At 48.8% G+C, this 22,448-nt stretch carries 21 protein-coding genes; 7 read left to right on the top strand and 14 right to left on the bottom strand.

Features of this window, described 5'->3' with window-relative positions:
- Positions 1-169: 169 nt before the first annotated feature.
- The 5 genes from sufB to ACYVK4_RS00085 all read right to left on the bottom strand — a co-directional run bounded on the left by sufB (position 170) and on the right by ACYVK4_RS00085 (position 3,690).
- Positions 170-1,663 carry a Fe-S cluster assembly protein SufB gene (gene sufB, locus ACYVK4_RS00105; RefSeq protein ID WP_461125444.1) on the bottom strand — a complete coding sequence of 498 codons (1,494 nt, stop codon included), beginning with the start codon at positions 1,661-1,663 and terminating at the stop codon, positions 170-172.
- A 282-nt stretch (positions 1,664-1,945) separates the two neighbouring features.
- On the bottom strand, positions 1,946-2,638 hold the full coding sequence (locus tag ACYVK4_RS00100; protein WP_461125443.1) for a hypothetical protein: 693 nt from the start codon (positions 2,636-2,638) through the stop codon (positions 1,946-1,948).
- 92 nt (positions 2,639-2,730) lie between these two features.
- The gene (locus ACYVK4_RS00095; RefSeq protein WP_461125442.1) at positions 2,731-3,120 is read right to left on the bottom strand and encodes a DoxX family protein; all 390 of its coding nucleotides are present in this window, start codon (positions 3,118-3,120) and stop codon (positions 2,731-2,733) included.
- Positions 3,110-3,364 carry a hypothetical protein gene (locus ACYVK4_RS00090; RefSeq protein ID WP_461125441.1) on the bottom strand — a complete coding sequence of 85 codons (255 nt, stop codon included), beginning with the start codon at positions 3,362-3,364 and terminating at the stop codon, positions 3,110-3,112. The genes ACYVK4_RS00095 and ACYVK4_RS00090 overlap by 11 nt, the downstream gene beginning before the upstream one ends.
- A gap of 77 nt (positions 3,365-3,441) precedes the next feature.
- On the bottom strand, positions 3,442-3,690 hold the full coding sequence (locus ACYVK4_RS00085; protein WP_461125440.1) for a hypothetical protein: 249 nt from the start codon (positions 3,688-3,690) through the stop codon (positions 3,442-3,444).
- A 101-nt stretch (positions 3,691-3,791) separates the two neighbouring features.
- Between ACYVK4_RS00085 and ACYVK4_RS00080 the strand changes: the two genes are divergently transcribed.
- Positions 3,792-4,586: an alpha/beta fold hydrolase gene (locus ACYVK4_RS00080; RefSeq protein WP_461125439.1), complete on the top strand. Its 795-nt coding sequence runs from the start codon at positions 3,792-3,794 to the stop codon at positions 4,584-4,586.
- A 21-nt stretch (positions 4,587-4,607) separates the two neighbouring features.
- Here ACYVK4_RS00080 and ACYVK4_RS00075 read toward each other — a convergent pair whose 3' ends face one another.
- The 4 genes from ACYVK4_RS00075 to ACYVK4_RS00060 form a co-directional block, all read right to left on the bottom strand.
- The gene (locus tag ACYVK4_RS00075) at positions 4,608-5,147 is read right to left on the bottom strand and encodes a hypothetical protein (protein WP_461125438.1); all 540 of its coding nucleotides are present in this window, start codon (positions 5,145-5,147) and stop codon (positions 4,608-4,610) included.
- A 50-nt stretch (positions 5,148-5,197) separates the two neighbouring features.
- Positions 5,198-5,965 (bottom strand): hypothetical protein, encoded by a 768-nt coding sequence (locus ACYVK4_RS00070; RefSeq protein WP_461125437.1) that lies wholly within the window; start codon positions 5,963-5,965, stop codon positions 5,198-5,200.
- A 52-nt stretch (positions 5,966-6,017) separates the two neighbouring features.
- Entirely contained in the window at positions 6,018-6,518 is a 501-nt protein-coding gene (locus ACYVK4_RS00065; protein ID WP_461125436.1) for a GbsR/MarR family transcriptional regulator, read from the bottom strand.
- A gap of 140 nt (positions 6,519-6,658) precedes the next feature.
- Positions 6,659-7,327, bottom strand: a complete 669-nt coding sequence (locus tag ACYVK4_RS00060) for a peptidoglycan DD-metalloendopeptidase family protein (RefSeq protein WP_461125435.1) — start codon at positions 7,325-7,327, stop codon at positions 6,659-6,661.
- Between the two features lie 262 nt (positions 7,328-7,589).
- Here ACYVK4_RS00060 and ACYVK4_RS00055 point away from each other — a divergent pair, with 262 nt between their 5' ends.
- Positions 7,590-9,086 carry a peptide MFS transporter gene (locus ACYVK4_RS00055; protein WP_461125434.1) on the top strand — a complete coding sequence of 499 codons (1,497 nt, stop codon included), beginning with the start codon at positions 7,590-7,592 and terminating at the stop codon, positions 9,084-9,086.
- 105 nt (positions 9,087-9,191) lie between these two features.
- Here the strand turns inward: ACYVK4_RS00055 and ACYVK4_RS00050 are convergent, their stop codons facing one another.
- From ACYVK4_RS00050 to ACYVK4_RS00030, 5 genes are all read right to left on the bottom strand, one after another.
- Positions 9,192-9,770 carry a YdeI/OmpD-associated family protein gene (locus ACYVK4_RS00050; protein WP_461125433.1) on the bottom strand — a complete coding sequence of 193 codons (579 nt, stop codon included), beginning with the start codon at positions 9,768-9,770 and terminating at the stop codon, positions 9,192-9,194.
- 98 nt (positions 9,771-9,868) lie between these two features.
- Positions 9,869-10,306, bottom strand: coding sequence for a VOC family protein (locus ACYVK4_RS00045; RefSeq protein WP_461125432.1), 438 nt, complete (start codon positions 10,304-10,306; stop codon positions 9,869-9,871).
- A 197-nt stretch (positions 10,307-10,503) separates the two neighbouring features.
- Complete coding sequence (locus tag ACYVK4_RS00040) at positions 10,504-10,839, bottom strand: translation initiation factor (RefSeq protein WP_461125431.1); 336 nt, start codon at positions 10,837-10,839, stop codon at positions 10,504-10,506.
- Between the two features lie 104 nt (positions 10,840-10,943).
- On the bottom strand, positions 10,944-11,726 hold the full coding sequence (locus tag ACYVK4_RS00035) for a LytR/AlgR family response regulator transcription factor (RefSeq protein ID WP_461125430.1): 783 nt from the start codon (positions 11,724-11,726) through the stop codon (positions 10,944-10,946).
- Positions 11,727-11,736: 10 nt separating this feature from the next.
- Positions 11,737-13,218 carry a pentapeptide repeat-containing protein gene (locus ACYVK4_RS00030; RefSeq protein ID WP_461125429.1) on the bottom strand — a complete coding sequence of 494 codons (1,482 nt, stop codon included), beginning with the start codon at positions 13,216-13,218 and terminating at the stop codon, positions 11,737-11,739.
- Between the two features lie 342 nt (positions 13,219-13,560).
- Here ACYVK4_RS00030 and ACYVK4_RS00025 point away from each other — a divergent pair, with 342 nt between their 5' ends.
- From ACYVK4_RS00025 to ACYVK4_RS00005, 5 genes are all read left to right on the top strand, one after another.
- Positions 13,561-14,112: a GNAT family N-acetyltransferase gene (locus ACYVK4_RS00025; RefSeq protein ID WP_461125428.1), complete on the top strand. Its 552-nt coding sequence runs from the start codon at positions 13,561-13,563 to the stop codon at positions 14,110-14,112.
- A 134-nt stretch (positions 14,113-14,246) separates the two neighbouring features.
- Positions 14,247-14,945 (top strand): (d)CMP kinase, encoded by a 699-nt coding sequence (gene cmk / locus ACYVK4_RS00020; RefSeq protein ID WP_461125427.1) that lies wholly within the window; start codon positions 14,247-14,249, stop codon positions 14,943-14,945.
- A gap of 208 nt (positions 14,946-15,153) precedes the next feature.
- Positions 15,154-16,218 carry an NAD(P)/FAD-dependent oxidoreductase gene (locus ACYVK4_RS00015; protein ID WP_461125426.1) on the top strand — a complete coding sequence of 355 codons (1,065 nt, stop codon included), beginning with the start codon at positions 15,154-15,156 and terminating at the stop codon, positions 16,216-16,218.
- Positions 16,219-16,328: 110 nt separating this feature from the next.
- Positions 16,329-19,589 (top strand): hypothetical protein, encoded by a 3,261-nt coding sequence (locus ACYVK4_RS00010; protein ID WP_461125425.1) that lies wholly within the window; start codon positions 16,329-16,331, stop codon positions 19,587-19,589.
- 1,169 nt (positions 19,590-20,758) lie between these two features.
- Positions 20,759-22,448 (top strand): SdrD B-like domain-containing protein (locus ACYVK4_RS00005; protein WP_461125424.1); only part of this gene is annotated, 1,690 nt, incomplete at its 3' end.

Genomic DNA, 22,448 nt, shown 5'->3' with positions numbered 1-22,448 from the left:
TCAAAACCTGCTGTGTGGGTATGGTAGGTTTTGAGAAACCTAACCGGTCGGGTTTGAGAACCCGACCGCACATTAATCAGTATCCGACCGGGACGGTTCGACGGTCAGTACTACAAAAAAAAGCCCTTGCATCACTACAAGGGCTTTTTTGTATGTCAAGAGGATAGGATCAACCTACGCTGCCTTCGAGGCTGATGGCCAGAAGCTTCTGCGCTTCTACGGCAAACTCCATCGGTAATTGATTTAATACTTCCTTGGCGTAACCATTGATGATCAGGGCAACGGCCTGTTCGGTTGGAATACCGCGCTGGTTGCAATAGAACAACTGATCTTCGCCAATCTTCGATGTTGTGGCTTCGTGCTCGACCGTGGCCGATGGGTTGCTCACTTCCAGATACGGGAAGGTGTGCGCCCCACATTTATCGCCTAATAGCAGCGAATCACACTGCGAATAGTTACGGGCATTTTCGGCACGTTTCATCACCTGCACCAGACCTCGGTAGGAGTTCTGACTCTTGCCCGCCGAAATACCTTTCGATACGATCCGGCTCTTGGTGTTTTTGCCGATGTGAATCATTTTGGTACCCGTATCGGCCTGCTGCATGTTGTTCGTGACAGCCACCGAATAGAACTCACCAATAGAATTATCGCCTTTCAGAATAACCGAAGGGTATTTCCAGGTAATAGACGAACCGGTTTCGACCTGTGTCCAGGAAATCTTGGCGTTCGGCCCGTCGCAAATACCGCGTTTGGTCACGAAATTGTAGATTCCGCCTTTGCCGTCTTTATCGCCGGGATACCAGTTCTGAACCGTGGAGTACTTGATTTCGGCATCGCCTTTGGCAATCAGTTCGACAACGGCCGCGTGAAGCTGGTTCTCATCCCGCATAGGGGCCGTACAGCCTTCTAGATAGCTCACGTATGAGCCTTCGTCGGCAATGATCAGCGTCCGTTCGAACTGGCCCGTACCAGCCGCATTGATGCGGAAGTAGGTCGACAGTTCCATAGGGCAGCGAACGCCTTTCGGAATGTAGCAGAACGAACCGTCGGTGAAGACCGCTGCGTTCAGAGCCGCAAAATAGTTGTCTTTGGCGGGCACGACAGACCCCATGTATTTCTTCACCAGTTCGGGATGCTCATGAACGGCTTCCGAAATAGAGCAGAAAATAATACCGCGTTCGGCAAGGTCTTTCTTAAAAGTCGTTGCCACCGATACCGAATCCATAACAGCATCGACGGCTACGCGTGGCCGGTCACCCGGAGCGGATTCCAGCCCGTTCGAATCAACCACACCCGCCAACCGCTTTTGCTCACTAAGTGAAATGCCGAGCCGGTTGAATGTATCCAGCAGTTCAGGATCGATTTCATCGAGCGAGTTAACGGTCTTCTTCTGTTTCGGGGCTGAGTAGTACTTGATAGCCTGGTAATCTATTTTAGGATAGAAAACATTAGGCCATTTAGGTTCGGTCATTTCCTGCCACATCCGGAACGCCTTCAGCCGATTCTCCAGGAGCCAGTCGGGTTCGTTCTTTTTGGCAGAAATGAAACGGATCGTGCTTTCATCGAGGCCCATAGGAGCCTCGTCAGCCTCAATCAGCGTCTCGAATCCGTACTTATATTCGGAGTTAGTTATACTTTCTAAAATATCCGCGTCCTTGCTCATAGTCTCGGTTAATGGCGTGGCTTTTGCACCACGGCAACATATTTTTAACAATCTGCCGGGTGGGTACGTTCCGGGCAGGTTGGACAAATATCGGAAACTTTCGGGTATTTCCGGTATAAAGCTACCTATAGTCTATCTGCTACTTTCTGTCAATAGTAATTCCCTGACAGGCCCTGACGTCACACTACAACACCCCAAATAGTGAGGTATCGAACGGGTAGGCTAGTCACAAAAAAGCCACTACCGGGAAGTAGTGGCTTTCAGAAAAATGGAGCAGTAAAATTACATCGTTGCTTTTGTGGTCACATTGATTTTGCTGTAATACAGCGTTGTCAATCCCTCAAAACCAGAGTCGGTACCCACAATCAGCCAAAGCTCACCCTGGGCATTGGTGCGTGTTTTTAAAGGGGTTGCCTGATTCGTTCGTGTGATCAGACTGTAGCCTTCGCCTGAATCGCCGGTGCTGATGTTGCCTATTCGGATCGCGTCTTTGCCATCGTTGTTCTGCTCGCCTTTGTCGATGTTGATAGTATAAAAGCCATCTTTTAACACCCTGACCGGCTCAACAGCTGAAGCGCCCACTTTCAGGAAAACGCTGCTTCCCGGCGAGCCGCCAATGCCAATGGAATTGGCGGGATATTGTGAGGCTAATTCAACGTCGAATACCAGCGAATAATCCGTGTTGGGTGTTAAACCTGTCAGCTTCTTTTTGAGAAACATGAACGCATCATCACTGCGGTTCATACTCTCGATCATGATCGACTTTCGGGTGGTGTCCAGTGGAGCCGGGAGTCCTTTCCAGGCCGATTTGAACTGCATGATACTATCCTGAGCCGTTCCATAGTCGGTGAGTCCTGCTACCCAGCCATCGGCATCGCGTTGAAACGAGGACTGATAGGGGAGGCCCGGTGTGGTCGTCACGACATCATCCGTGCAAGCTGAAAAGGAGAGGACGCTAGCCGTTAAAACGGACATTACTAACAACGTTGATTTCATTGAAAAACTTGATTTGTTTGCCTTAATGACTCAATCAAATTCTTAACCGTTGTAAAGCGGCCCTGAAAAAATTAACGGAAACGCCCGCGACCAGCGCTGTCCAGTCCGCTTAATCCGAGATAAAAGGCTATCACATAGATCATTTGTGTACCGGCTGAGGCCCAATCTTCTTTTAATGTTGTGCCCAATAAAAGTGCAGCGATGATAAGCCCGCCCAGAAAATAGCCCCACCGGATAAACTGACCACCCAGCAAAATGAGGATACCGGTAACCAACTCAAGAAAAGGTAGTGTGTATAAAAAAGCTCTGGTCAGTAGGGCTGGTAAAAGGGTACTGGCAAATCCAGCCTCTGTCTTTGCTACAAAGGCGCTGAGTTTAGGGATGCGAACAAGACCATGCATGAGCATATTGATGCCCAGACCAAGGCGGATGACCAGTTGCGCCAGTTGATTATTCGTCATCGCTTGGGTCCAGATCGTCGTCAATCTCTTGGTTCAGCCATTTGTTCTCGTCGATACCACTCGTATCTTCATCTGAGTCGTTCACTTCCTCTTTTTCGGGTTCTGGCCCCTGGTTTACGATGGGGTCCATGTAGGGGGCTTCTGCAATGCCGCCATTGGCAGCTTCGGCCTGCATGAGTTTAGTCATGACACCCTGATTCTCGTCGTCAGCTGGGGTGTAATCTGAGTTTTCGTTGCGGTTCATATACTTGGTGAAAAATAGGTGATTCGATCTGCCGGGGACAAACCGATTGGCGCCCCTTGTATGTGGTTTTGGCAGGCTTAAACACTGCTTGAACGCGTAACATGCCCGCCCAGCGCATAGTTGTCATCCTGGTGATGGTCGTGCTCTCCGGTTGGGTCGCCTTCGGCATCAACGGGTTCGTCGGACAGGTCGGTTTCGTCTTCATCCGCACCCTCATCGTCAGAATCGTTACGTTGACTTCGAAAGTTGTCGGGGTCAATGCGGCCAATACGGGAACCAATTACTTCCCTGTCTTCGGCCAGATCGGTGTTGATCAGCGTTGCCATAGTCGTTGAGTGGTTTGTTGTTGTTGCTTATAACCCGGTAGAATAGAGAAAGGTTAGACTTATTTGATTCACCAATCTGCTACAATTGATTTACGTATCCTATGAAATCCTTTTTCTTCATTGTGGGACTGTTGCTCTCCGGTTTCGTTCGGGCACAGACCAGTCGGGAACCCCTGTTCACGTCGTTCGATGGTACTAAAATTCATTATGATGTGCTGGGTACCGGCAAACCTGTTGTTCTGCTGCACGGCTTTATCTCGAACAGCGAAAGCTGGAAACGGGCCGAAGTACGACAGGCACTGGCCGATGCCGGTTTCAAAGTCGTTATGCTCGATTTGCGGGGGAACGGCCTGTCCGACAAACCGCATACGGCCGAGGCTTATCGCGACAATGCCGAATTGAAGGATGTGATTGCTCTGATGAAACACCTCAATCTGACGAACTACGACGTGGTAGGCTACTCGCGCGGGGCCATTTTGACCGCTAAATTATTGACAATGGATAAGCAGGTGCACAAAGCGGTCATGGGTGGTATCAGCGTCGATTTTTCAGATCCGAACTGGTACCGACGCAAAAACTTTCACGAAGCCCTGATCAAGCCCGGAAGCCATCCAGAGTTGCAGGCTGCGGTTGATTATGCCAAAAAATCGGGTGCAGATACGGTCGCACTGGCGCGTATGCAGGAGTTCCAGCCCGTAACGAGCCGCACTGAACTGGGGAAAATTAAAGTACCCGTACTGGTTGTCAACGGCGATAAGGATACCGACAACGGCGACCCTCAAACACTTGTCGATGCGATACCCGGCTCCCGGCTGGTCATGGTTCCCGGCGATCATGGTGGGGCCATGCGTACTCCTGAATTTGCTAAAGCGGTGGTGGCGTTTTTAACGAAGTAATGCCTGTTCAAGCGGTTATGCTTATTCTTTCAACAGAAAAAGACTGCTCGTGAAATTGGCCGCCAGCGCAATGGCTGGCAACAGAACATATTGGTAAAGCGCATTTGTCGCATGGGAACTGCTTTCAGTTGATCCAGTCATGACCCCCAGCAATACTATCCATACCAGTAGGGTCACTATGTTGCATCCGAGCCAGTTTAACAGTAATTCCGGTCTTCCTTCTTTACTGATCAACGGAATAAACAGGGTATTAATCAACTGCCCCGCATAATAGCCAATTACTCCATACAGTATGCCGCCGGGCTGTAAGTATGTCACAACAGGCCCCCACCTTGTCCATACGTAAAAGGTGATGGGCAAGGTAAAAAACCAGGCACCAGGCCGGGAAACGGCTGGGTGAATGGTGAAGATTAAATATTGGGCTACCGTTACCAGAATAGGGAAGAGGGCAATACCGATTATACCCATCATCCAGCTAAGCAGATGGGCCAGTACAGGCAGAGCTATCCAACGAAAGGTCAGGTTGTTGTGCCACTGGTGGGGATCGAAGGTATTTTCCATGGCAATTAGCGGGTTTAGGTTTCTGTTGTTGAGTAAGTGTGCAGGTACCTTTAGTGAGGCAGAATCAACAAAAAGACCAAAGCCGTAAAGCAGACACTTAACCACGGATTCAGGCCGAGCCGATAGGTGCGGATGTAGTGTTGACCGATCATAAGCGCGTAGCCCGTATAGATTAGGGGTGTCCAGCCCACGCTTACCCCAATGGCACTAACTACGCTACCCAGCAGCAGGCTCATGCCGAAATGGCCGGTGTAATCCAGCATCGTCTGGCTGAAGTCATCAGGGTGCTGGCGAAGCAGATACAGACCGGTAATGGTTAACTGCCCCAGCACCAACGCCAGGACCGCAGGCAGCCAGATTGGGAAGTTGACGGCCAGGAAAAGACCGCTGATCAAGCCTGAAAGTACCGCGATGAACGCCAGTCGGAAGCCAGCATGAAAATCGGGCTGGAGGTCCATCAGATTCCAGCGCCTAGGTGCTGATGTAATGATGATGCGACGGTTGTAGGAAATAAAGGCGTATAGCGTTTGGAGAACGGACTTGAACCAATTCGTAGACAAGACTTCTTCCAACTGTTTATGCCGCTGACCAACGGCATACAGCCAGGTATCGACTCCGTACAGGGTTTCACCTCCATCGAGATCGACGAGCGGTATTTCGTGCCGCGCCCGCTGAGGGTCTAGCCGTCCGATCAGTTCGTGTGTCAGTTGACCGCTGCCCATTCGGGTTAGGCAACCGCTGTCATTGCCCGTTACCATGCCTTTTGTATACAGCTTACACATCGGGCAGCTTTCATCATAAACAATGAGCTTTTTCATGGTCGTATATTTTGAATTTTCAGAAATAAATGAAACTTTGAGCTAAAAAATATTAACGAAAAACTTTCAGGAACTGACCCATGAGCCAGTTTTCTTCGGCTTTAATAACGGCGTTGAGTGTATTATCGGCAAAGCCAACAACACTGCTCAATCCAGTCATCACACGTTGAAATTCCTGTGCTTCGGGTGTGTCGGTCGAAATGGCTTTCAGTTCGGCCAATACCTCCACAACGGGGGTAATTTCCCGCCGACGGCGTTCTTTTGCTACCTGGCGGGCTACCTTCCAAATGTCTTTTTCAGCGATGAAAAACTCCCGACGCTCACCGGGTTTGAGTTGTTTGTAAATGAGTCCCCAATCCATCAGGTCACGAAGATTCATGCTGGCATTACCCCGCGAGATTTGAAGTTGCTCCATCACATCCTCCGTCGACATAGCTTCGGGCGAAATCAGCAGTACCGCATGCAGTTGAGCCATCGAGCGATTAATTCCCCACTGAGTGGCCAACGTCCCCCAGGTATGAATAAACTTGTCTTTGGCTTCCTCGAATGTCATGCCTCAAAGGTAAATAGATGTTTTTGTAGTTTCAAAATAAATTGAAAGTTTATTTTGAAAGTTGCGTGCGGCTGTTATGTTTGTGTACCACCGGCCGGGCAACCCCTCCGGTTTAGACAAACACATCAATCAAATCCAGATCAAGGTAAGCCCGCTATGTTCAGCAGTTGGTTTGGGTTTGGGCAGAGAGACAGGAATTTTGCCCGGTCGGTGAGCGAGCAAACGCCGGGGAAGTCGCCTTTGAGGCCGAGCATATCGGTCATAAGCTGAAAATGCAGGTGCGGGGGCCAGTCGCCGTTTTCGGGGTAGGGGCCAATCTCGCCCAGTTTTTCACCCGCTTTAAACGCCTTTCCTTCATAAAGCCCAAGTAGCGATGAGCGGGTGAGGTGGCCGTAGAGAGAATACAGCTGATCTCCATCAGAGCGTTGCTTTCCAGTCTCGTTACCAGCATGCTCCAGAATAATGGTCGGGCCGTAGTCGCCGAAGTTATTATTGTCCTGAAAACTGTGAACTATGCCGTCCATTGGCGCAAAAACGGGGGTTCCGGCTTCGGCCCAGAAGTCGATACCCAGGTGAACTTCGCGGGGCTCTTCGGTAGCGGAAAAGTGATCACTCCGGCGGTAAATGACCCGGTGTTCGTTGTAGCCGCCTACCCCAATCTGAACGCCAGCCGCTCGCATCTTGCCGAATACGTAGTCAGAAAAAGCGGCCGTGTTCGTCAGGTCAAGGTCATTGGTGAGGTCTGGGTTGGTTGCCGAAAAATCAAGAACAAGATAGGGGTCTTTCTGAAAGTCGAAGGGAAGCAGCATGGGCAAGTAGAATCAGTAATCGGGCAGCGGGAAACCAACAATAAACACGAGCAAGTTACGCTAAACCAGACATAAATCGAATAAAATAGCGGCTATACAGATCGGTATGACGGAAGCGTTTAGGGTAAAGGGCCTCGGGGCCTATCTTTGGCGGTTTCGACTATCGAAGATATATTTACAACTATTTTTTTACTTAATAACCGCAATTTTACCATTGCGAGTCATCATATTCTTCGGCAAACTGACTACTTAACCTAATTTTATGGAAGTTACTCTGGATACCCCCACAACTCGTAAAGGCCACCCAACCGGTCTTTATGTCCTATTTTTCACCGAGATGTGGGAGCGGTTTAGTTATTATGGCATGCGGGCTATCCTGCTGCTGTTTCTGATCGACAACGTTCGGGGTGGTATGGGCCTCAACGAATCGGAAGGAGCCGCCATTTATGGCATTTACACCGCATCGGTCTACCTCCTTTCGCTACCCGGCGGCTGGATCGCCGATAATATTCTGGGCCAGCGCAAATCCATCTGGTACGGCGGATTAATTATTATGCTTGGCCATATTATTCTGGCCATTCCCTCCGGTACCGGCCTGTTCTATACCGGTCTGTGTATTGTTGCTCTCGGTACCGGCTTACTCAAGCCTAATATCAGCACTATTGTTGGCGAGTTGTATCCGGAGGGGGGAGCCCGTAAGGATGCCGCTTTCTCAATCTTCTACATGGGTATCAACCTGGGCTCGTTTCTCGGCATCACGATTGTGGGTTACCTGGGGCAGAAAGTGGGCTGGCATTACGGATTTGGAGCCGCAGCCGTTGGTATGGGCCTGGGCATGGTTACGTTTCGATTGTTAGGCCAAAAATACCTTAGTCTGTATGGTAATGAGCCGAAAAAAGCCGATCCGTCGGAGGTGAAATCGTCGAACGGAAACAAGTCTATCCTGGGCTTTCTTGCCTTTCTGGTATTAATTCTGGCAACGCTCCAATTCACCCATGTCATTGACCTGACAACGGCTCAGGGTCTGGCAAAAGGTATGGGCGCTATTATCTCCCTGGTGGCCGTCAGCTACTTCATTTATATTCTGGTGGCGGGTGGACTTGATCTCGTTGAAAAAAAGCGAGTGGTTGTGCTGTTCGTTTTCTTTCTGGCGGCAGCGTTGTTCTGGGCGGGATTCGAGCAGCAGGGATCGTCCTTACAAATATTCGCCGACCGTTACACCGACCTTAACTTCTTCGGCTGGCATTTGCCATCGAGCTGGTTCCAGAATTTCAACCCGGCTTTCATCCTGATTTTTTCGCCTATTCTGGCAAGTTTATGGATCTTACTAGCCAACCGGAATATCAGTTTGCCAACGCCTGCAAAATTTGCCATTGGCCTGATATTGCTTGGGCTGGGTTATCTGGTCATGGTTTTTGCTTCACGCATTGCCTTGACAGGTGAGCTTACCTCCCCTATTTTTCTGACCTTTACCTATCTGTTTCATACGCTTGGCGAGCTTTGCCTGAGCCCTGTAGGATTGAGTGCATTTTCGAAGCTATCACCAAAGCGGTATGCCAGCCAGTTGATGGGTATCTGGTTTGTCGGCACCTCGCTCGGTAACCTGATCGCGGGTCTGTTTGCGGGGGGCTTCGACGAGAAAAACGTACAAAACATGCCCGCACTGTTTCAAAGTGTGGCCTACCCAAGTTTAGCCTTTGGCCTGTTGCTGATGCTGTTCTCCAAACCACTGAAAAAGTGGATGGGGGGCGTGGTATAGAAAGGTATGTGTATGTGAAATGGAGTGTATTATGTAGAATGCCATTCGGCCCTATGTCATACACTTTTTTATGCGCTTTGCCGGAAAAATGCCTGTCTTGACTTATCAGTCGTTCAACCCCTTTCCATTGAGGATATTCGGCATGCATTTTTCAATCCTCGATTCACGGGTTTTGGCTTGTTTGGGTGCAGCAAAGTAAAGCAGATAAGCGCGCTGGCGTCCTGGTGTCAAAGACTCAAAAGCGGCTTTTAGAGTCGGAACTTCGTCTAGCTTCGTTTGAAATTCTACGACAGTTTGAAACGAAGCTGTTTTCTTTAATTCGACTTTTAACCCGGCTCTTTCTACTTCGATAGCTTCATAGATATATGCTTTCAGGATGGGTTCCAGCTTTATTATTTCCTGAACACTGGTAAAACGAATCTGCCGGGTTGCCTGTACATTTTCCGTTTGCTGAATCAAGATACCATCGGCATCCTGTAATAAAGCCCCTTTGTGGAACAGAAGCGCACAGTAGTCTTTGAAGCCATGGATTAAAACGACGTTATGTTTATGAAGCGTGTAACAGGGAACCCCCCATTTCAATTCTTCAGTCAGTCCGCAATCGAGGACAATCGTTCTTAATTTTTCATATTCTTTCTGCCATTTTGAGGCTTTGTCAAAATAAAAGTCGACCGTAGGGTTCATTTTCTATCCTATCTTATGGGTGGTGTAGATTGAGGCAGAATTTGCTTATAAACGTAAAGCAAATTCTGCCCTCTGGTTAAGGTTTTGATGTACTTTGCTTATACTTTTCCGTTGTATTTCGGGTCAAAATCCACCATCCATTCAATACCGAATTTGTCTCTGAACATGCCAAAATAAGAACCCCAGGGACTGTTGTCAATCGGCATTTCGACAGTTCCGCCTGCTGACAGCCCGCTAAATAATTTGTCAGCTTCTTCGCGACTTTCGGCACTGATCGATATTTTAGAACGGTTCTCATTTTCATCCACTCGTCCCATATGTTCAGGGATATCATTGCCCATCAGGATATTTTTTCCAATTGGCAAAGCAATGTGCATGATCTTATTGGCATCATTTTCTGCCATCGGAAAGTCAGGGCTCGCTAGATCTTTCATGCGCATAATTTGGGCGAACTCTCCCCCAAATACTGATTTGTAAAACGTGAATGCTTCTTCGGCATTTCCGTTGAAGTTGATGTGCGGATTAATAAGTGCCATAGTTTTTGTTGTTTAAATAGTTTTTGTTGTTTCTGATTTTAAAAGTCCTGATGCAGCGTGTGGTAAAAAATGATGCCTGTCTCCAGACTATACATGGTTTTTGTAGGCATACCTTTACCCCTGTATCATGGGGTTAAAGGCATTCAAGTGAATTTTTGTCCTTACTATTTAATGAGCAGGGTGTCCTGCATCTCTATTCAGCCACCTGCTTTTTTGGCTTTATACCCCTTCCCAATCAGCCACGCCAGCACCTTATCGCGGTGGTCGCCCTGGATCAGGATTTCGTTGTCTTTTGTTGAGCCGCCTGCGCCACAGGCGGCTTTCAGTTGTTTGCCCAGATCGGCTAAGTCGGCCTCGGAGCCGATGAACTCGCGAACAGTCGTTACCAGTTTATTACCACCCATCTTGACGAGCCAGATCTTAAGATTCTGCTGAGCAGGGGGCAGGGTTTCCGCTTCGGGTTGCTCGTCGGACTGGTATTGAAAATCCGGGTCTGTAGAGTACAGAATACCGGTTCTATTTTTCTTACTCATAAGCGTATTGTTTGTCGGCAAAAATAACCCCTTTCAGGAATTGCGGCACCATGCGTTATACGTAACGCCCGTTCCTGATTGAGCACGGCAAAACGATGCGGCACTTACAGTTCCAGCAATTGCCGGACGGTATCGGTATAAGTGCTGCCGGAGGTGAGTTTGGTACCTTTTTTATCGCTCATGGCCAGCAGGAATTTGCCGTCGAAGTGGCGATGGACTTCCGCGATCTTTTGCCGGTTCACCATTACCGAGCGGCTGATACGGACAAACGTATCGGGTAACTTTTCGTCGAGGGTTGTTAGTGTGTAGGTCGTCAGGTATTTCTGTCCGTCGGTGGTGGATAGAAAGACGTATTTGTCTTCGGCCTCAAAATAGGCAATGTCGGAGAGGGGAATGAGTTTGATTTTTTCACCGGTCTTCACCGAAATGGAATAGACTTCCTTCCGGGGCTGCATCTGTGCTAACAGCCGCATAACCCGCTCCGACATAGGATTCGTGGCTCGCTGGTCGCCCTCCGTTCGTTCCGAAAGGGTTCTGATTTTGTGAACTGTTCGGTTTAGCCGCTCTGCTTCAATGGGTTTCAGCAGGTAATCAATGGAATTTTCTTCGAAAGCCCGAATCGCATACTGGTCGAAGGCGGTGGCAAATACGACCATCGGCATGGTTGTTAGCCGCGATAACATCTCGAAGCCATTCAGCAACGGCATTTCGATGTCCAGAAAAATCAAATCGGGTTGAAGGCTTTCAATCAGCGTTAGCCCCTCGGCTCCGTTACCGGCATCGCCGATGATCTCAATGCTGTCTCGGTGTTTATCCAATAGTCGACGCAGACGACTCACTGCCAGCGATTCGTCGTCAATCAATATGGTTTTTAGAGGAAAAGTCATAACGGGGAAATCAATGAGGATTGGGTAGCGTAACGGTATGAGGAGACTTGATTTTTGCCGTCGAAATAGAAATCAGCACCTGTTTCAATGGCCAGTTTTGAAGTTCAACGCGGGCATCGTCGCCGTATAGTAGTTTGAGCTTATCCTGAATACTCCGCAGCCCATACCCTCCGCTCATATCATCCAGAAAAGCCGGGCCATTGTCGTGCACGCAGAGGTGTACCTCCTCCGCTTTTTCATAAATGCGAACGTCAATTCGGCCCAGCTCTGCACGTTTGGCAATACCGTGTTTGATCGCATTTTCAACAATCGGCTGGAGCAAAAACTGCGGCAGCTGCAACTCATTCAATGCTGGATTGCTGATTTCTACACTGAAGGTGAGCCGGTTTCCAAAGCGTACCTGTTCGACTTGCAAATACGTACGGACCATCTCCAGCTCGTCGGCCAGAGAGGCAAATAACTCCCCATCGCGTCCGGTTGAGTAGCGAAACAGTTTGGAAAGCAGGAGCGTCATTTCTTCGGCTTTATCGGGGTCTTCATGAACAAGACTGGCGATGCTGTTGAGGGCATTATACAGGAAATGCGGATTGATTTTAGCTTGCAGGGCATCTAGCTCGGCGCGGGTTTTCAGCTTCTCCATGTTGAGAAGCTGAAATTCCTGCTCAGAGAGCTTGCGGGTTAGCTGCCGCCCCTGTTGCAAAACGTACAGAAATATGTTGGCAATCAGCAGGTCGCCGGCCATGTAGACATACCAGGGGGCTGTTTGCTCAAGGCCACCGGGCCGGTTAGCCAACGTGGTCAGATAAGGCTGGCCTACGGTTTGGTATAAGACTGCGTTGATCAGGAAGAAGCTACACATAACTGCAACGCTGACAATAACGTGTCGCTGCCATGTACGTTGAAATTGGCGGGTAAGCCAGCCGGAGAGTGCCCAGGTCAATAAAAAACAAGTAACACCATCCGTTATATTCTGCACAATGAGAAACTGATACAGACCCGCCATGAGTGGATCCTTAGCGGTCAGAATCAGGTTTGAGAAGTAAATGATGGCGTTGCAGCCATACACCAGCAAGGCGCCCAGAAAGGCACCGATAAGGGTACCCCAGCCGGGTTTTTGCAGAATGGTTGTCAGGGTAATGGGCTCGGGCCGAAAGCTGGTATCGTCGGACTGGTATTTACTGCGGCCGGAGAAATTGAACGAAGCTCCTTCTACATTGGCCCCACTTAAATTCACGTTCTCCAGTGAACTGAAGTTGAAGTTAGCTTCGTAAAGGTCGGCGTCGGTAAAGTCGGCCCCGTTTAGATTGGCAAAGCTCAAATTCGCTTTTCTCAAGATAGCTCCCCTGAAATTCGCCTTCCCGAGATTCGAAAAACTTAAGTCGGCGTCTGTCAGGTCAAGACCGCTAAAGTCGAACTTAGCCAGATCGGTTCCTCGCAACTGGATTCGTTTGCCGTTTTTGCCGATCGTACCGATAAGTTGCTCGCGGGTCATAGGGGAGTTTTGATAAGTCTTTTTAGGCAGTAAGTTGGTAAGTCGGCTGGGTAGAATTATACTGATCAGGGCGTTGGCTCCCCTAATTTTTTAGCGTACGGTTCGGGCTTGGCAATACTTCATGTCGTATGCATATACAGGTAGTGCCAAAGTCGATGAGTTTCATTATGGTCTGTCTGATTGAGCAGATCAAAACTACAATGTCTTTCTGTTGAATGCCTGCTTTTTCCGACGAATGCCCGTAAGAAGGGTATGAAATAGGAGCGGAGCGGGATAAATTTGGGTTAACATTTGGAATCATACGTTGTTAGTGACGTAATTACCTATCTGCTTCCATTGACCTTGACTACCACGTTGATTACGTTTCCGCTTTCTGTTGGCCAATTGCGCCCCTGGCGTGAGGGCGATGAGGATTCGTTGGTTTACCATGCCAGTAACCGGCGTATCTGGAACAACGTCCGCGATTTTTTTCCCTATCCCTATACGCCCAGGGATGCCCACTCGTGGGTACGGTCGAACAAATCTTATCAGCAGCCCAACAATTTTGCGGTTGACGTCGACGGGCAGGCGGTAGGAAACATTGGTTTCACGGTTAAAGATGATATCTACCGGTATAATGCCGAAGTGGGCTACTGGCTCAGTGAGAGTTACTGGGGCCGGGGCATTATGACCGAAGCCCTGCCCATCATGACGACCTATATTTTTCAGTATTTCCAGGTTAATCGCATTTTTGCCTGCGTACTGGAAGGGAACATTGGCTCTATGCGGGTACTCGAATCGGCCGGATATACACACGAAGCCATTCACCGGAAGGCCGCCGTTAAGAACAACCAGTACCTGGATGAGCACATTTTTTCCATGCTTCGTTCGGAGCATAAAGAGCTAAAGGCTTGAATGACGAGTCGTTAGGGATAGGCTGGTGAGCTAAAGTGCCGTGCGACGATCGATCCTGTAGAAACTTACGTGTCAAACCGTCATCTTTGTGATTCGTTTGTCCAAAACAGTACCGCTTCGGCGGGCCGATATACATGCCGAAGATAGTAATTGCCATTGACGGGTATTCCAGTTGTGGAAAGAGTACAACCGCTAAAGAGGTAGCTGCCCGGATGGGTTATGGCTACATTGATACGGGGGCAATGTACCGCGCCGTTAGTCTTTTTTTTACCGAGGAGCGCATTTCTTTATCAAATACAAAAGAGGTGACGGCCGCCCTGGAAAAGATCCACATCACCTTCAACCATAACAACCGGACGGGGAAGAACGAAACCTGTCTGAATGGATTGAATGTAGAGAATGAGATTCGGAAAATGTACATTTCCAACATCGTCAGCGAAGTAAGCGCCATTCCTGAAGTGCGTTGGGCCATGGTCGCCCAACAGCAGAAGATGGGGCGTCGACGGGGCGTGGTGATGGATGGCCGTGATATTGGAACGAAAGTATTTCCGGATGCTGAAGTGAAAGTGTTTATGACGGCCGATACCCAAACCCGTGCCCAGCGTCGACAGCAGGAGTTGCTGGCCAAGGGGGAACTGGTGAATCTGGATGATATTATTAAAAACCTTGAAAAGCGCGACCTTATCGACACCACCCGCTCTGAGAGTCCGCTTGTGCAGGCACCCGACGCAGAGCTGCTGGATACATCGCACATGACCATCGAAGAGCAGGTCGACTGGGTGATCGAGCGCGCCGACCGCCGTCTGGCCGAACTTCACCGTAATAAGAGATGAGTAAGTCAGTAAGTCAATAAGCGGCTTCGCCTAAGTTAGTAAGTCGATAAGTCGGTAAGTGGCTGACGCGTAATTGTTGCTCTCGCCGGTCAGCCACTTACTGACTTACCAACTTACCGACTTACCAACTTACCAACTTACCGACTTACCGACTTAGGCGAAGCCGCTTATTGACTTACTGACTTGCCGACTTACCTGACTAATTCCTATGACTGTAGATTACCTGATAGTAGGCCAGGGGGTGGCGGGTTCGGTACTGGCCTGGACACTCGACCAGCGCGGCTGTACGGTGTTGCTGGTCGATGACCCTGCACTGCCGTCGGCTTCTGGGGTAGCCGCTGGTCTGGTGAATCCGCTGACGGGCCGTAAGCTGGTTCGTACCTGGAAAGCCGATGAATTGTTCCCTTTTCTCCATCGGTTTTATAGTGATGTTGAGCAGCAACTGGGCGTTTCATTTTTCCATCCCAAAAACATTTATCGTCCGTTTCGCTCAGAAAGTGAAAAGGCAGCCTATTTGGCGTTGATTGCGGATCCGGAAACAAGTCCATATGTAGCCCAATCGGTTGATGATCAGGCTTATAGTTCGTTTATTAATAACCCTTTAGGTGGGTTGGAAGTAACGCAGGCAGGGTGGGTTGATTTAACGGAGTTTGTCAGAATCATAAAAGGATATTTTATGAGAAAAAATCAATACTTCGAAGGAAGGATAAGTGATAGTGATCTGACAATCAAAGAGAGAGCCGTTGTCTGGAAAGGGGTTGATATTGATAAAGTTATATTTTGTGATGGCGTTCAGTCGCGCGAGAATTCGTTATTTGACTGGCTTCCTTACAATCCCGTGAAAGGACAGATTCTGACGGCCCTTGTCGACAATTACTCTATTAAAAATATAGTTAATCAAGGCGTTTTTGTTCTTCCTGTACGAAAAGGACTGGTTCGCATTGGCGCTACGTATAGCTGGCACGATCTGGACTGGAAAACAACAGAGGATGGTCGCGCGTTTCTAGAAAATAAAGTAGCGGATATACTGAAGGTTCCTTACCAGATTGTTGACCAGCAGGCGGGTATCCGGCCGTCGACAAAAGACCGACGACCGATAATCGGTTTGCATCCCTCAAAACCCGCTGTGGGCATCTTTGGTGGGTTGGGTACGAAAGGCGTCTCGCTGGCACCTTACCTGGCCGAGCAGTTTGCCCGTTACCTTTTAGATGGTGAAGATTTAGAGCCGGAAGCGAATATTAGCCGTTGCATTTCGTTATATCATGGCAGTTGATTAGTTTTCCGATTGAGGTGTTTACGTAAGTCAATAAGGCGCAACCAAGGCTATGGTTTTGTCGTAGATATTGATACAGGGATGTCTTAATCAGTGTCTTTTATACCCGTATGCGAAATCAATACATATTGATGTTGGGCCTGTGGCTGGGTGGATTGAGCATAGCCACGGCACAGAACTATCCGTCGCTGGAGCGATTCGGTAAAAACCGGATTCAGTACCGCAACTTCGAATGGAAAATCATCCGAACGGCGAACTTCGAAATTTACTATTATCAGGATGGCAGTCAAATTGCTAACCTGACAGCGCAGTATGCCGAATCCGAATTTGACCGTGTTACTGAACTGCTGGGGTATACACCCTATAATCGTGCCAAGATTTTCCTGTTCAACTCACCTGAAGAACTGGCTCAGAACAACATAGGGCTAACAGCCCAGGGATTGAGCAGTCGGGAACAGAATCTGTCAAAATCCCGTGTTGAACTGGCCTTTACGGGCGATCAGATCAGCTTTCGGCAGCAAATCGTCCGCGATATAGCCATGCTTTTCGTGTACGACATGTTGTATGGCGGTAGCCTTAAAGATGCGCTTCAAAGTTCGCTGTTATTAACACTGCCAGACTGGTTCATGCCCGGTATTGCCTCGTATATCGCCCAGGGAAACAGTCTGGAACTGGACGATTACATGCGCGATGTTTCGTTGAACCGTCCCATCAAAAAACCATCGTTATTATCAGGTGTAGATGCCGAACGAGTTGGGCATTCCATTTGGAATTATATTGTGCAGCGCTACGGTCGGGATAATGTCTCGAATATTCTGAACCTGACCCGTATTATCCGGAATGAGCAAAGCAGTATTGCCAGCACATTGGGTGTGCCATATAGCCGTTTCCTGCGGGAGTGGCGTGAGTATTACGCCGGTATGGCTAATTCGGTAGCCCAATCGTATCGAGCTGGTACTGATGATTTTCAGGTGAAAGTTGGTTCGGCAGATGATAAGAACTTGTTGATCAATCTGAAGCTGAGCCCCGATAAACAGTTTATCGCCTATTCGGTGCTGCACGATGGAAAATTCAGTGTTGAGGTCGTAAATACAGCGAACCGGAAAAAGACAACTGTCATATCCGGTGGTTACCGGCTAGATGGACAGATCACGCGAACCAGTACGCCTTTACTGGCCTGGCAGCGCGACAATAATCTGCTAATCGTGACGGATGAGCTGGGAAAAACAAATCTGTATCAGTACAGCGGTTTTGAAAAAAGGCCCAAACGGGAATTTAAGCGTCAGGTAAATGGACTATCGCAGGTGGTCTGGATGGATGCCTCCGAAGATGGGGGTAGTCTGATTATGAGCGCTGACCGGAAAGGACAGAATGATCTGTTTTTGTACAGCATAAACCGGGGTTCCTATCAGCAGCTGACCAATGATCTTTATGACGATCTATACCCTGCCTTTGTTGGTCGCACAGCCCGGCAGGTCGTATTTAGCTCAAACCGAAAAGACGATACCCTTGGTGTCGATAAAGGTACCTACCGAACCATCAAAGATAGACTGAGCTTGTTTTCGCATGAGGGCAGCGCCCGGGATCTGTCGCTAGTTCGTCTGACCGATTCACTGTCGCAGGCAACGCAGCCTATCCCCGCGAATGAGACAACCCTTTACTTTTTGAACGACGTTAATGGTATTCGCAATCTTTACCGGCTCGAAACAGAAACCAAATCGGTTAGTCAACTGACGGCTTTCCCTGAAAGTATCAGGTTGTATGACCTGACACCAGCCAACGGCGGGTTCGTGTATAGCAGCCTAAAAAATGGCGATGAATACATTGGTTTCCGGTCGCAGTTGAACCTGACGCAATCTGTTCAGGCGCCACCCACTCAGCGAACCACCGCTCTCAATCGGTTAAATCCTCCCACATCAACGCGAATCAGTCCGGTAAAGCTGGACACTGCTGGGTTGAAAAGTCGTACCACAACCGATACGGCAACCCGCACTGCCAGTGTCCAGCCTGCCCCGGCTAAAGGGCTGGTTCTGGAGCCGGGCGAAGTCGACACGGATAATTATCAGTTTGACCCTGAGGTCGTAAAGGCTGCTGAATACCGCCAGCGTCGGTCGGTTGTGGGTGTTTCGCCGGGTTTGACGACGACATTGCCGCGGAATCGGCGACGGGAGAACATCACCATTCGTGGACCATTTGATTATAAAGCCACATTTGGGATCAATGAAGCGCCTTCCAACTGGCGTGTTGACCCAATCAAGGGTTTTGGCTATTCACAAGAGGTTACCTTGACGGATTTACTTGAAAATCATGTGTTACGGGCCGGGGGCTTTTTGAGTCTGACAAATACCCTAAGAAACAGTGAGTTGTTTGCTGAATATTCGAATCTGACACACTTGATTGATTTCGGAGCCCGCGTAGACCGGCAGACCCTGTTTGTCGACGGGGCGGGTATCCTCCAGAAGTACCGGTATAATCGGGTAGCTGTATCTGCTTCGTATCCTGTTTCGGTCAACAGCCGCTTTACGGTATCACCTTTTTATGCGATAACCAGACTGATCGATCTATCTTCGTTTGCTGAACCCGATCGCGTATCTGACTATGCCGGTTTGAGGGGCGAGTTTGTGTTCGACAATACGAAAGTGAATGGAATGAATATGACCGTTGGTACGAAAGCTAAACTCCGATATGAAGAATATGCAGGGTTACGGTCTTCGTCAGAAAGTTTTCGTCGGTTGTCACTCGATTTACGGCATTATCAGCGAATACACCGGGACCTGATTCTGGCTACTCGCTTTTCATTCAGTCAATCGGGCGGTGCTGCACCGAAGAAGAGCACGCTGGGAGGGATGGAAAACTGGATCGGCGGTCAGAAAGAACCTATACCGTCTAATCCGTTGCTGGTTCCCAACATGACTCAGAATGAGATTCCATATGATTATCGGAATGTTTTCTTCCTTGATTTTGCCGCACCTTTACGGGGCTTCAACCAGGGAAAGCTAACGGGTAATAGTTATATGCTGTTTAATGCTGAACTTCGTTTGCCACTCATTCGCTACCTCTATCGTGGAAATATAACGTCCAATTTCCTGCGAAATCTGCAATTGGTTGCCTTCACCGATATTGGTACTGCCTGGACGGGCAGTGGACCCTTCAGCCAGCAGAACAGCCTGAACACGGAGATCGTAGGTGGAGGAAACATACCGTTTAGAGCTACCGTTACCAACTTTAAGAACCCTTTCCTGATTGGTTATGGGGCCGGTATACGAACGATGATTTTTGGGTATTTTATCAAGTTTGACTACGGTTGGGGTCTTGAGGATAGAATGGTTAGCAAACCTATTCCTTATTTGACTCTCGGTTATGATTTTTAATTATTCATCTGATTACCCACAAAAAAGGCCGCTTTATAAGAGCGGCCTTTTTTGTGGGTAATCAGATGAATAATTAAAAAGCTGATATACTATTATGTTTTATTTATTGATAAAAAAATAATCTTTTTCAGTAGTTAAGTATATTCGAGACTGGTTTGCTGGACCGTACCATCTATATCTATTCCAATGACGGGAAAGAACATTGGATCATTGATAGACATCATTTTGTAGATACAATAATTAAACAAGTAACTAAAATATAGCAGAACGACATACAGTTGGCATAGTTTTCGCTAACTAGCCCCTACCCTGCATATTATGAAGAAAGAGGCTATTGTCGATGCTTATAAGGCTTTCAGACCTATAGTATGTACTCAATATGTTGAGATAATGTCCTAATTGAGAGATGGTTATGGCTTATTAACTGGAAGTGGATAGCCGAATGTGTTGTTTGGCATAGTTTTAGTTGAATTCTAGAGGAGCAAAAGAGCCTTTGGACTTCATAACGGAGAACGGTGACCCCTTATAGGTATACTGGTCTGAATTATTGATTAATCTACAGGCTTCGATTTGCAAACTGGAAACCGTCCTAATTTAAGTTGCAGATGGAAGACATGTCTACACGACGAACCACTAGTATTTTACCTATGACCGACGATAGGCCTATTGAAGGCAATCGACAGTCGATCGGTCAACAGAAGCAAGCATTCAATCTTGCCGGACGGTTAATAACCTACCTTTTTGAATTGCTTACTGGACGGTTCATGACAATTCAAAAAACTATGGTTTCGCAACCGATCTATTCGTTGCCAGCTACAGCTATAAGATCTTCCGTGAGTGCAGAAGGCACTTTTGGCGAATTCGCCAGATTTGATGGAGAGCCACCTGATATACAGGGTTCGAGTCCACCTGGTTTTCGAACCTCCTATTCACAAAGAGCCTCCAATTATTTTGCACAAGATCCAATGAATGAGCGAATTGTACTAAAAGAATCACTTCACGGAAAGTCTCGCCAGGTGCTGGTAGACACAGGTGGGGGGTCTGTACCTAGGAGAGCAAAGCCTTGGGGAGAAAGCACGTCTGAAAGACTGCTAGCCCCGTTTATAGGCTATGTTCAGGGTGCAGCCACGCCTTTGTTGAGGAACGCCAGTACGGCGTTAGCTTTGTTTTTGCTTTGGCTGGTAGTTCTACCTGCTAAGGCTCAAACGCCAACAATAAACCTGAGCCTTCACAAAACGATCAACAGCCAGGCTCCTGTTATCGGCGACATTGTTACCTATACGGTTGTTGTCGCCAATGCACCTGGTTCAACGACGGCTACGAACGTAACCATAAAGGACGAGCTTCCCTTTGGTGGAGTTGCTTATGTTCCCGGATCGGCTACTACCGTGCGGGGAAACGGGACCTTTGCATCTGTTACGTCTGCATCGGCAATTACCGGTACCTGGAACATAACATCGCCAATTGCTCCGGGAGACTCAGCGGTATTGATTTTAAAAGCAACCGTTCTACAACGGGGTGTTTGGTTCAATACGGCTGAAGTGATTTCGGCTGACCAAACCGATAGTAACTCAATTCCAAACAACCAGAATTTAACAGAGGATGATTATGACGCCGTCTGTTTTTCGGTTCCTATCCTTTGGTACCCCGGCGACGAGTATACAGTGTCGATCCCATCTGGCTACGACCAGATTGTCTGGTATCGGGATAACATGCCAATCAGTACGTCGGCAGTCTCGACCTCGTTAGCCGAAGTCAACAGTGATTTCTCGCTAACCATAAAGAGTCCTGGTGTATATCGATTTGTCACCTACCGGAATGGGTGTCCGGCAACGAACTGTTGTGATATTCAAATAATCCAGGGCCCTTATGGTAGCCTGGGTGATTACGTATTTGCAGATATCAATAAAGATGGTGCCCAAACACCGGGCGAACCAGGTATTGATGGGGTAAAGGTTTATCTGTACGATCAGCTTGGCACAACTAAGCTGGATTCAACCGTTACATCTGGTGGCGGTAAATACTCGTTTGATAGCCTTACTGATGGAAGTTATGTCGTAAAATTTGTTTCGCCTTCCGGTTATCTATCGACTACAGCTAATGCCGCCGGCGTTACGGATGATAAAGATAGTGATGCCGGGGTAAACGGATTTACCGGCGTTTACACAATTGACACGAGTCAACCTGAATCTAGTACAGCCCGCAATAACCCAACCGTTGATGCTGGCTTCTATGTGCCAAGCGCTTCGTTGGGTGACTTTGTTTTCGTGGACACCAACAAGAATGGTGTTCAGGACGCAGGTGAGCCGGGCATCCCGGGTGTGGTGGTGACACTGGTCAGCAATGGCACGGTGGTGGCTACCACGACCACCAATGGGTCGGGCATCTACTCCTTCACGGGCTTGACGCCGGGCGTACCTTACTCGCTGAGCTTCACCACACCGGTGGGCTACACGGCCACGCTGGCTCAGCAGGGCGGGGATGACACCAAAGACAGCGATGCCGATCCGATCACGGGCGTGACCCGCTCGGTGACCCTGGCTCCGGGAGAGAACAATCCCAATCTGGACGCCGGCTTCTACGTGCCAGGCGCTTCTTTGGGTGACTTCGTCTTCATTGACTTGAACAAGAATGGCATTCAGGACAGTGGCGAACCCGGCTTAGCCGGAGTAGTGGCCACCCTGTATGTCAACGGGGCAGCCTCGCTGACCACGACGACCAACGCCAGTGGCTTCTACAGCTTCACGGGCCTGACGCCGGGCAGCAGCCTGAGCTACGTGGTGGGCTTCAGTGCCCCGGCGGGCTACACGGCCACCCTGGCTAACGTAGGGGACGACACCAAGGACAGCGACGCGGATC

The sequence above is a fragment of the Spirosoma aerophilum genome, from assembly GCF_054782495.1.
The sequence above is the reverse complement of the archived record's forward strand: the minus strand, read 5'-3'. Positions and strand labels throughout refer to the sequence as shown.

Coding starts and splice junctions, on each gene's coding strand:
- sufB (WP_461125444.1), bottom strand. CDS start 1,663: ATGAGCAAGGACGCGGATATTTTAGAAAGTATAACTAACTCCGAATAT.
- ACYVK4_RS00100 (WP_461125443.1), bottom strand. CDS start 2,638: ATGTCCGTTTTAACGGCTAGCGTCCTCTCCTTTTCAGCTTGCACGGAT.
- ACYVK4_RS00095 (WP_461125442.1), bottom strand. CDS start 3,120: ATGACGAATAATCAACTGGCGCAACTGGTCATCCGCCTTGGTCTGGGC.
- ACYVK4_RS00090 (WP_461125441.1), bottom strand. CDS start 3,364: ATGAACCGCAACGAAAACTCAGATTACACCCCAGCTGACGACGAGAAT.
- ACYVK4_RS00085 (WP_461125440.1), bottom strand. CDS start 3,690: ATGGCAACGCTGATCAACACCGATCTGGCCGAAGACAGGGAAGTAATT.
- ACYVK4_RS00080 (WP_461125439.1), top strand. CDS start 3,792: ATGAAATCCTTTTTCTTCATTGTGGGACTGTTGCTCTCCGGTTTCGTT.
- ACYVK4_RS00075 (WP_461125438.1), bottom strand. CDS start 5,147: ATGGAAAATACCTTCGATCCCCACCAGTGGCACAACAACCTGACCTTT.
- ACYVK4_RS00070 (WP_461125437.1), bottom strand. CDS start 5,965: ATGAAAAAGCTCATTGTTTATGATGAAAGCTGCCCGATGTGTAAGCTG.
- ACYVK4_RS00065 (WP_461125436.1), bottom strand. CDS start 6,518: ATGACATTCGAGGAAGCCAAAGACAAGTTTATTCATACCTGGGGGACG.
- ACYVK4_RS00060 (WP_461125435.1), bottom strand. CDS start 7,327: ATGCTGCTTCCCTTCGACTTTCAGAAAGACCCCTATCTTGTTCTTGAT.
- ACYVK4_RS00055 (WP_461125434.1), top strand. CDS start 7,590: ATGGAAGTTACTCTGGATACCCCCACAACTCGTAAAGGCCACCCAACC.
- ACYVK4_RS00050 (WP_461125433.1), bottom strand. CDS start 9,770: ATGAACCCTACGGTCGACTTTTATTTTGACAAAGCCTCAAAATGGCAG.
- ACYVK4_RS00045 (WP_461125432.1), bottom strand. CDS start 10,306: ATGGCACTTATTAATCCGCACATCAACTTCAACGGAAATGCCGAAGAA.
- ACYVK4_RS00040 (WP_461125431.1), bottom strand. CDS start 10,839: ATGAGTAAGAAAAATAGAACCGGTATTCTGTACTCTACAGACCCGGAT.
- ACYVK4_RS00035 (WP_461125430.1), bottom strand. CDS start 11,726: ATGACTTTTCCTCTAAAAACCATATTGATTGACGACGAATCGCTGGCA.
- ACYVK4_RS00030 (WP_461125429.1), bottom strand. CDS start 13,218: ATGACCCGCGAGCAACTTATCGGTACGATCGGCAAAAACGGCAAACGA.
- cmk (WP_461125427.1), top strand. CDS start 14,247: ATGCCGAAGATAGTAATTGCCATTGACGGGTATTCCAGTTGTGGAAAG.
- ACYVK4_RS00015 (WP_461125426.1), top strand. CDS start 15,154: ATGACTGTAGATTACCTGATAGTAGGCCAGGGGGTGGCGGGTTCGGTA.
- ACYVK4_RS00010 (WP_461125425.1), top strand. CDS start 16,329: ATGCGAAATCAATACATATTGATGTTGGGCCTGTGGCTGGGTGGATTG.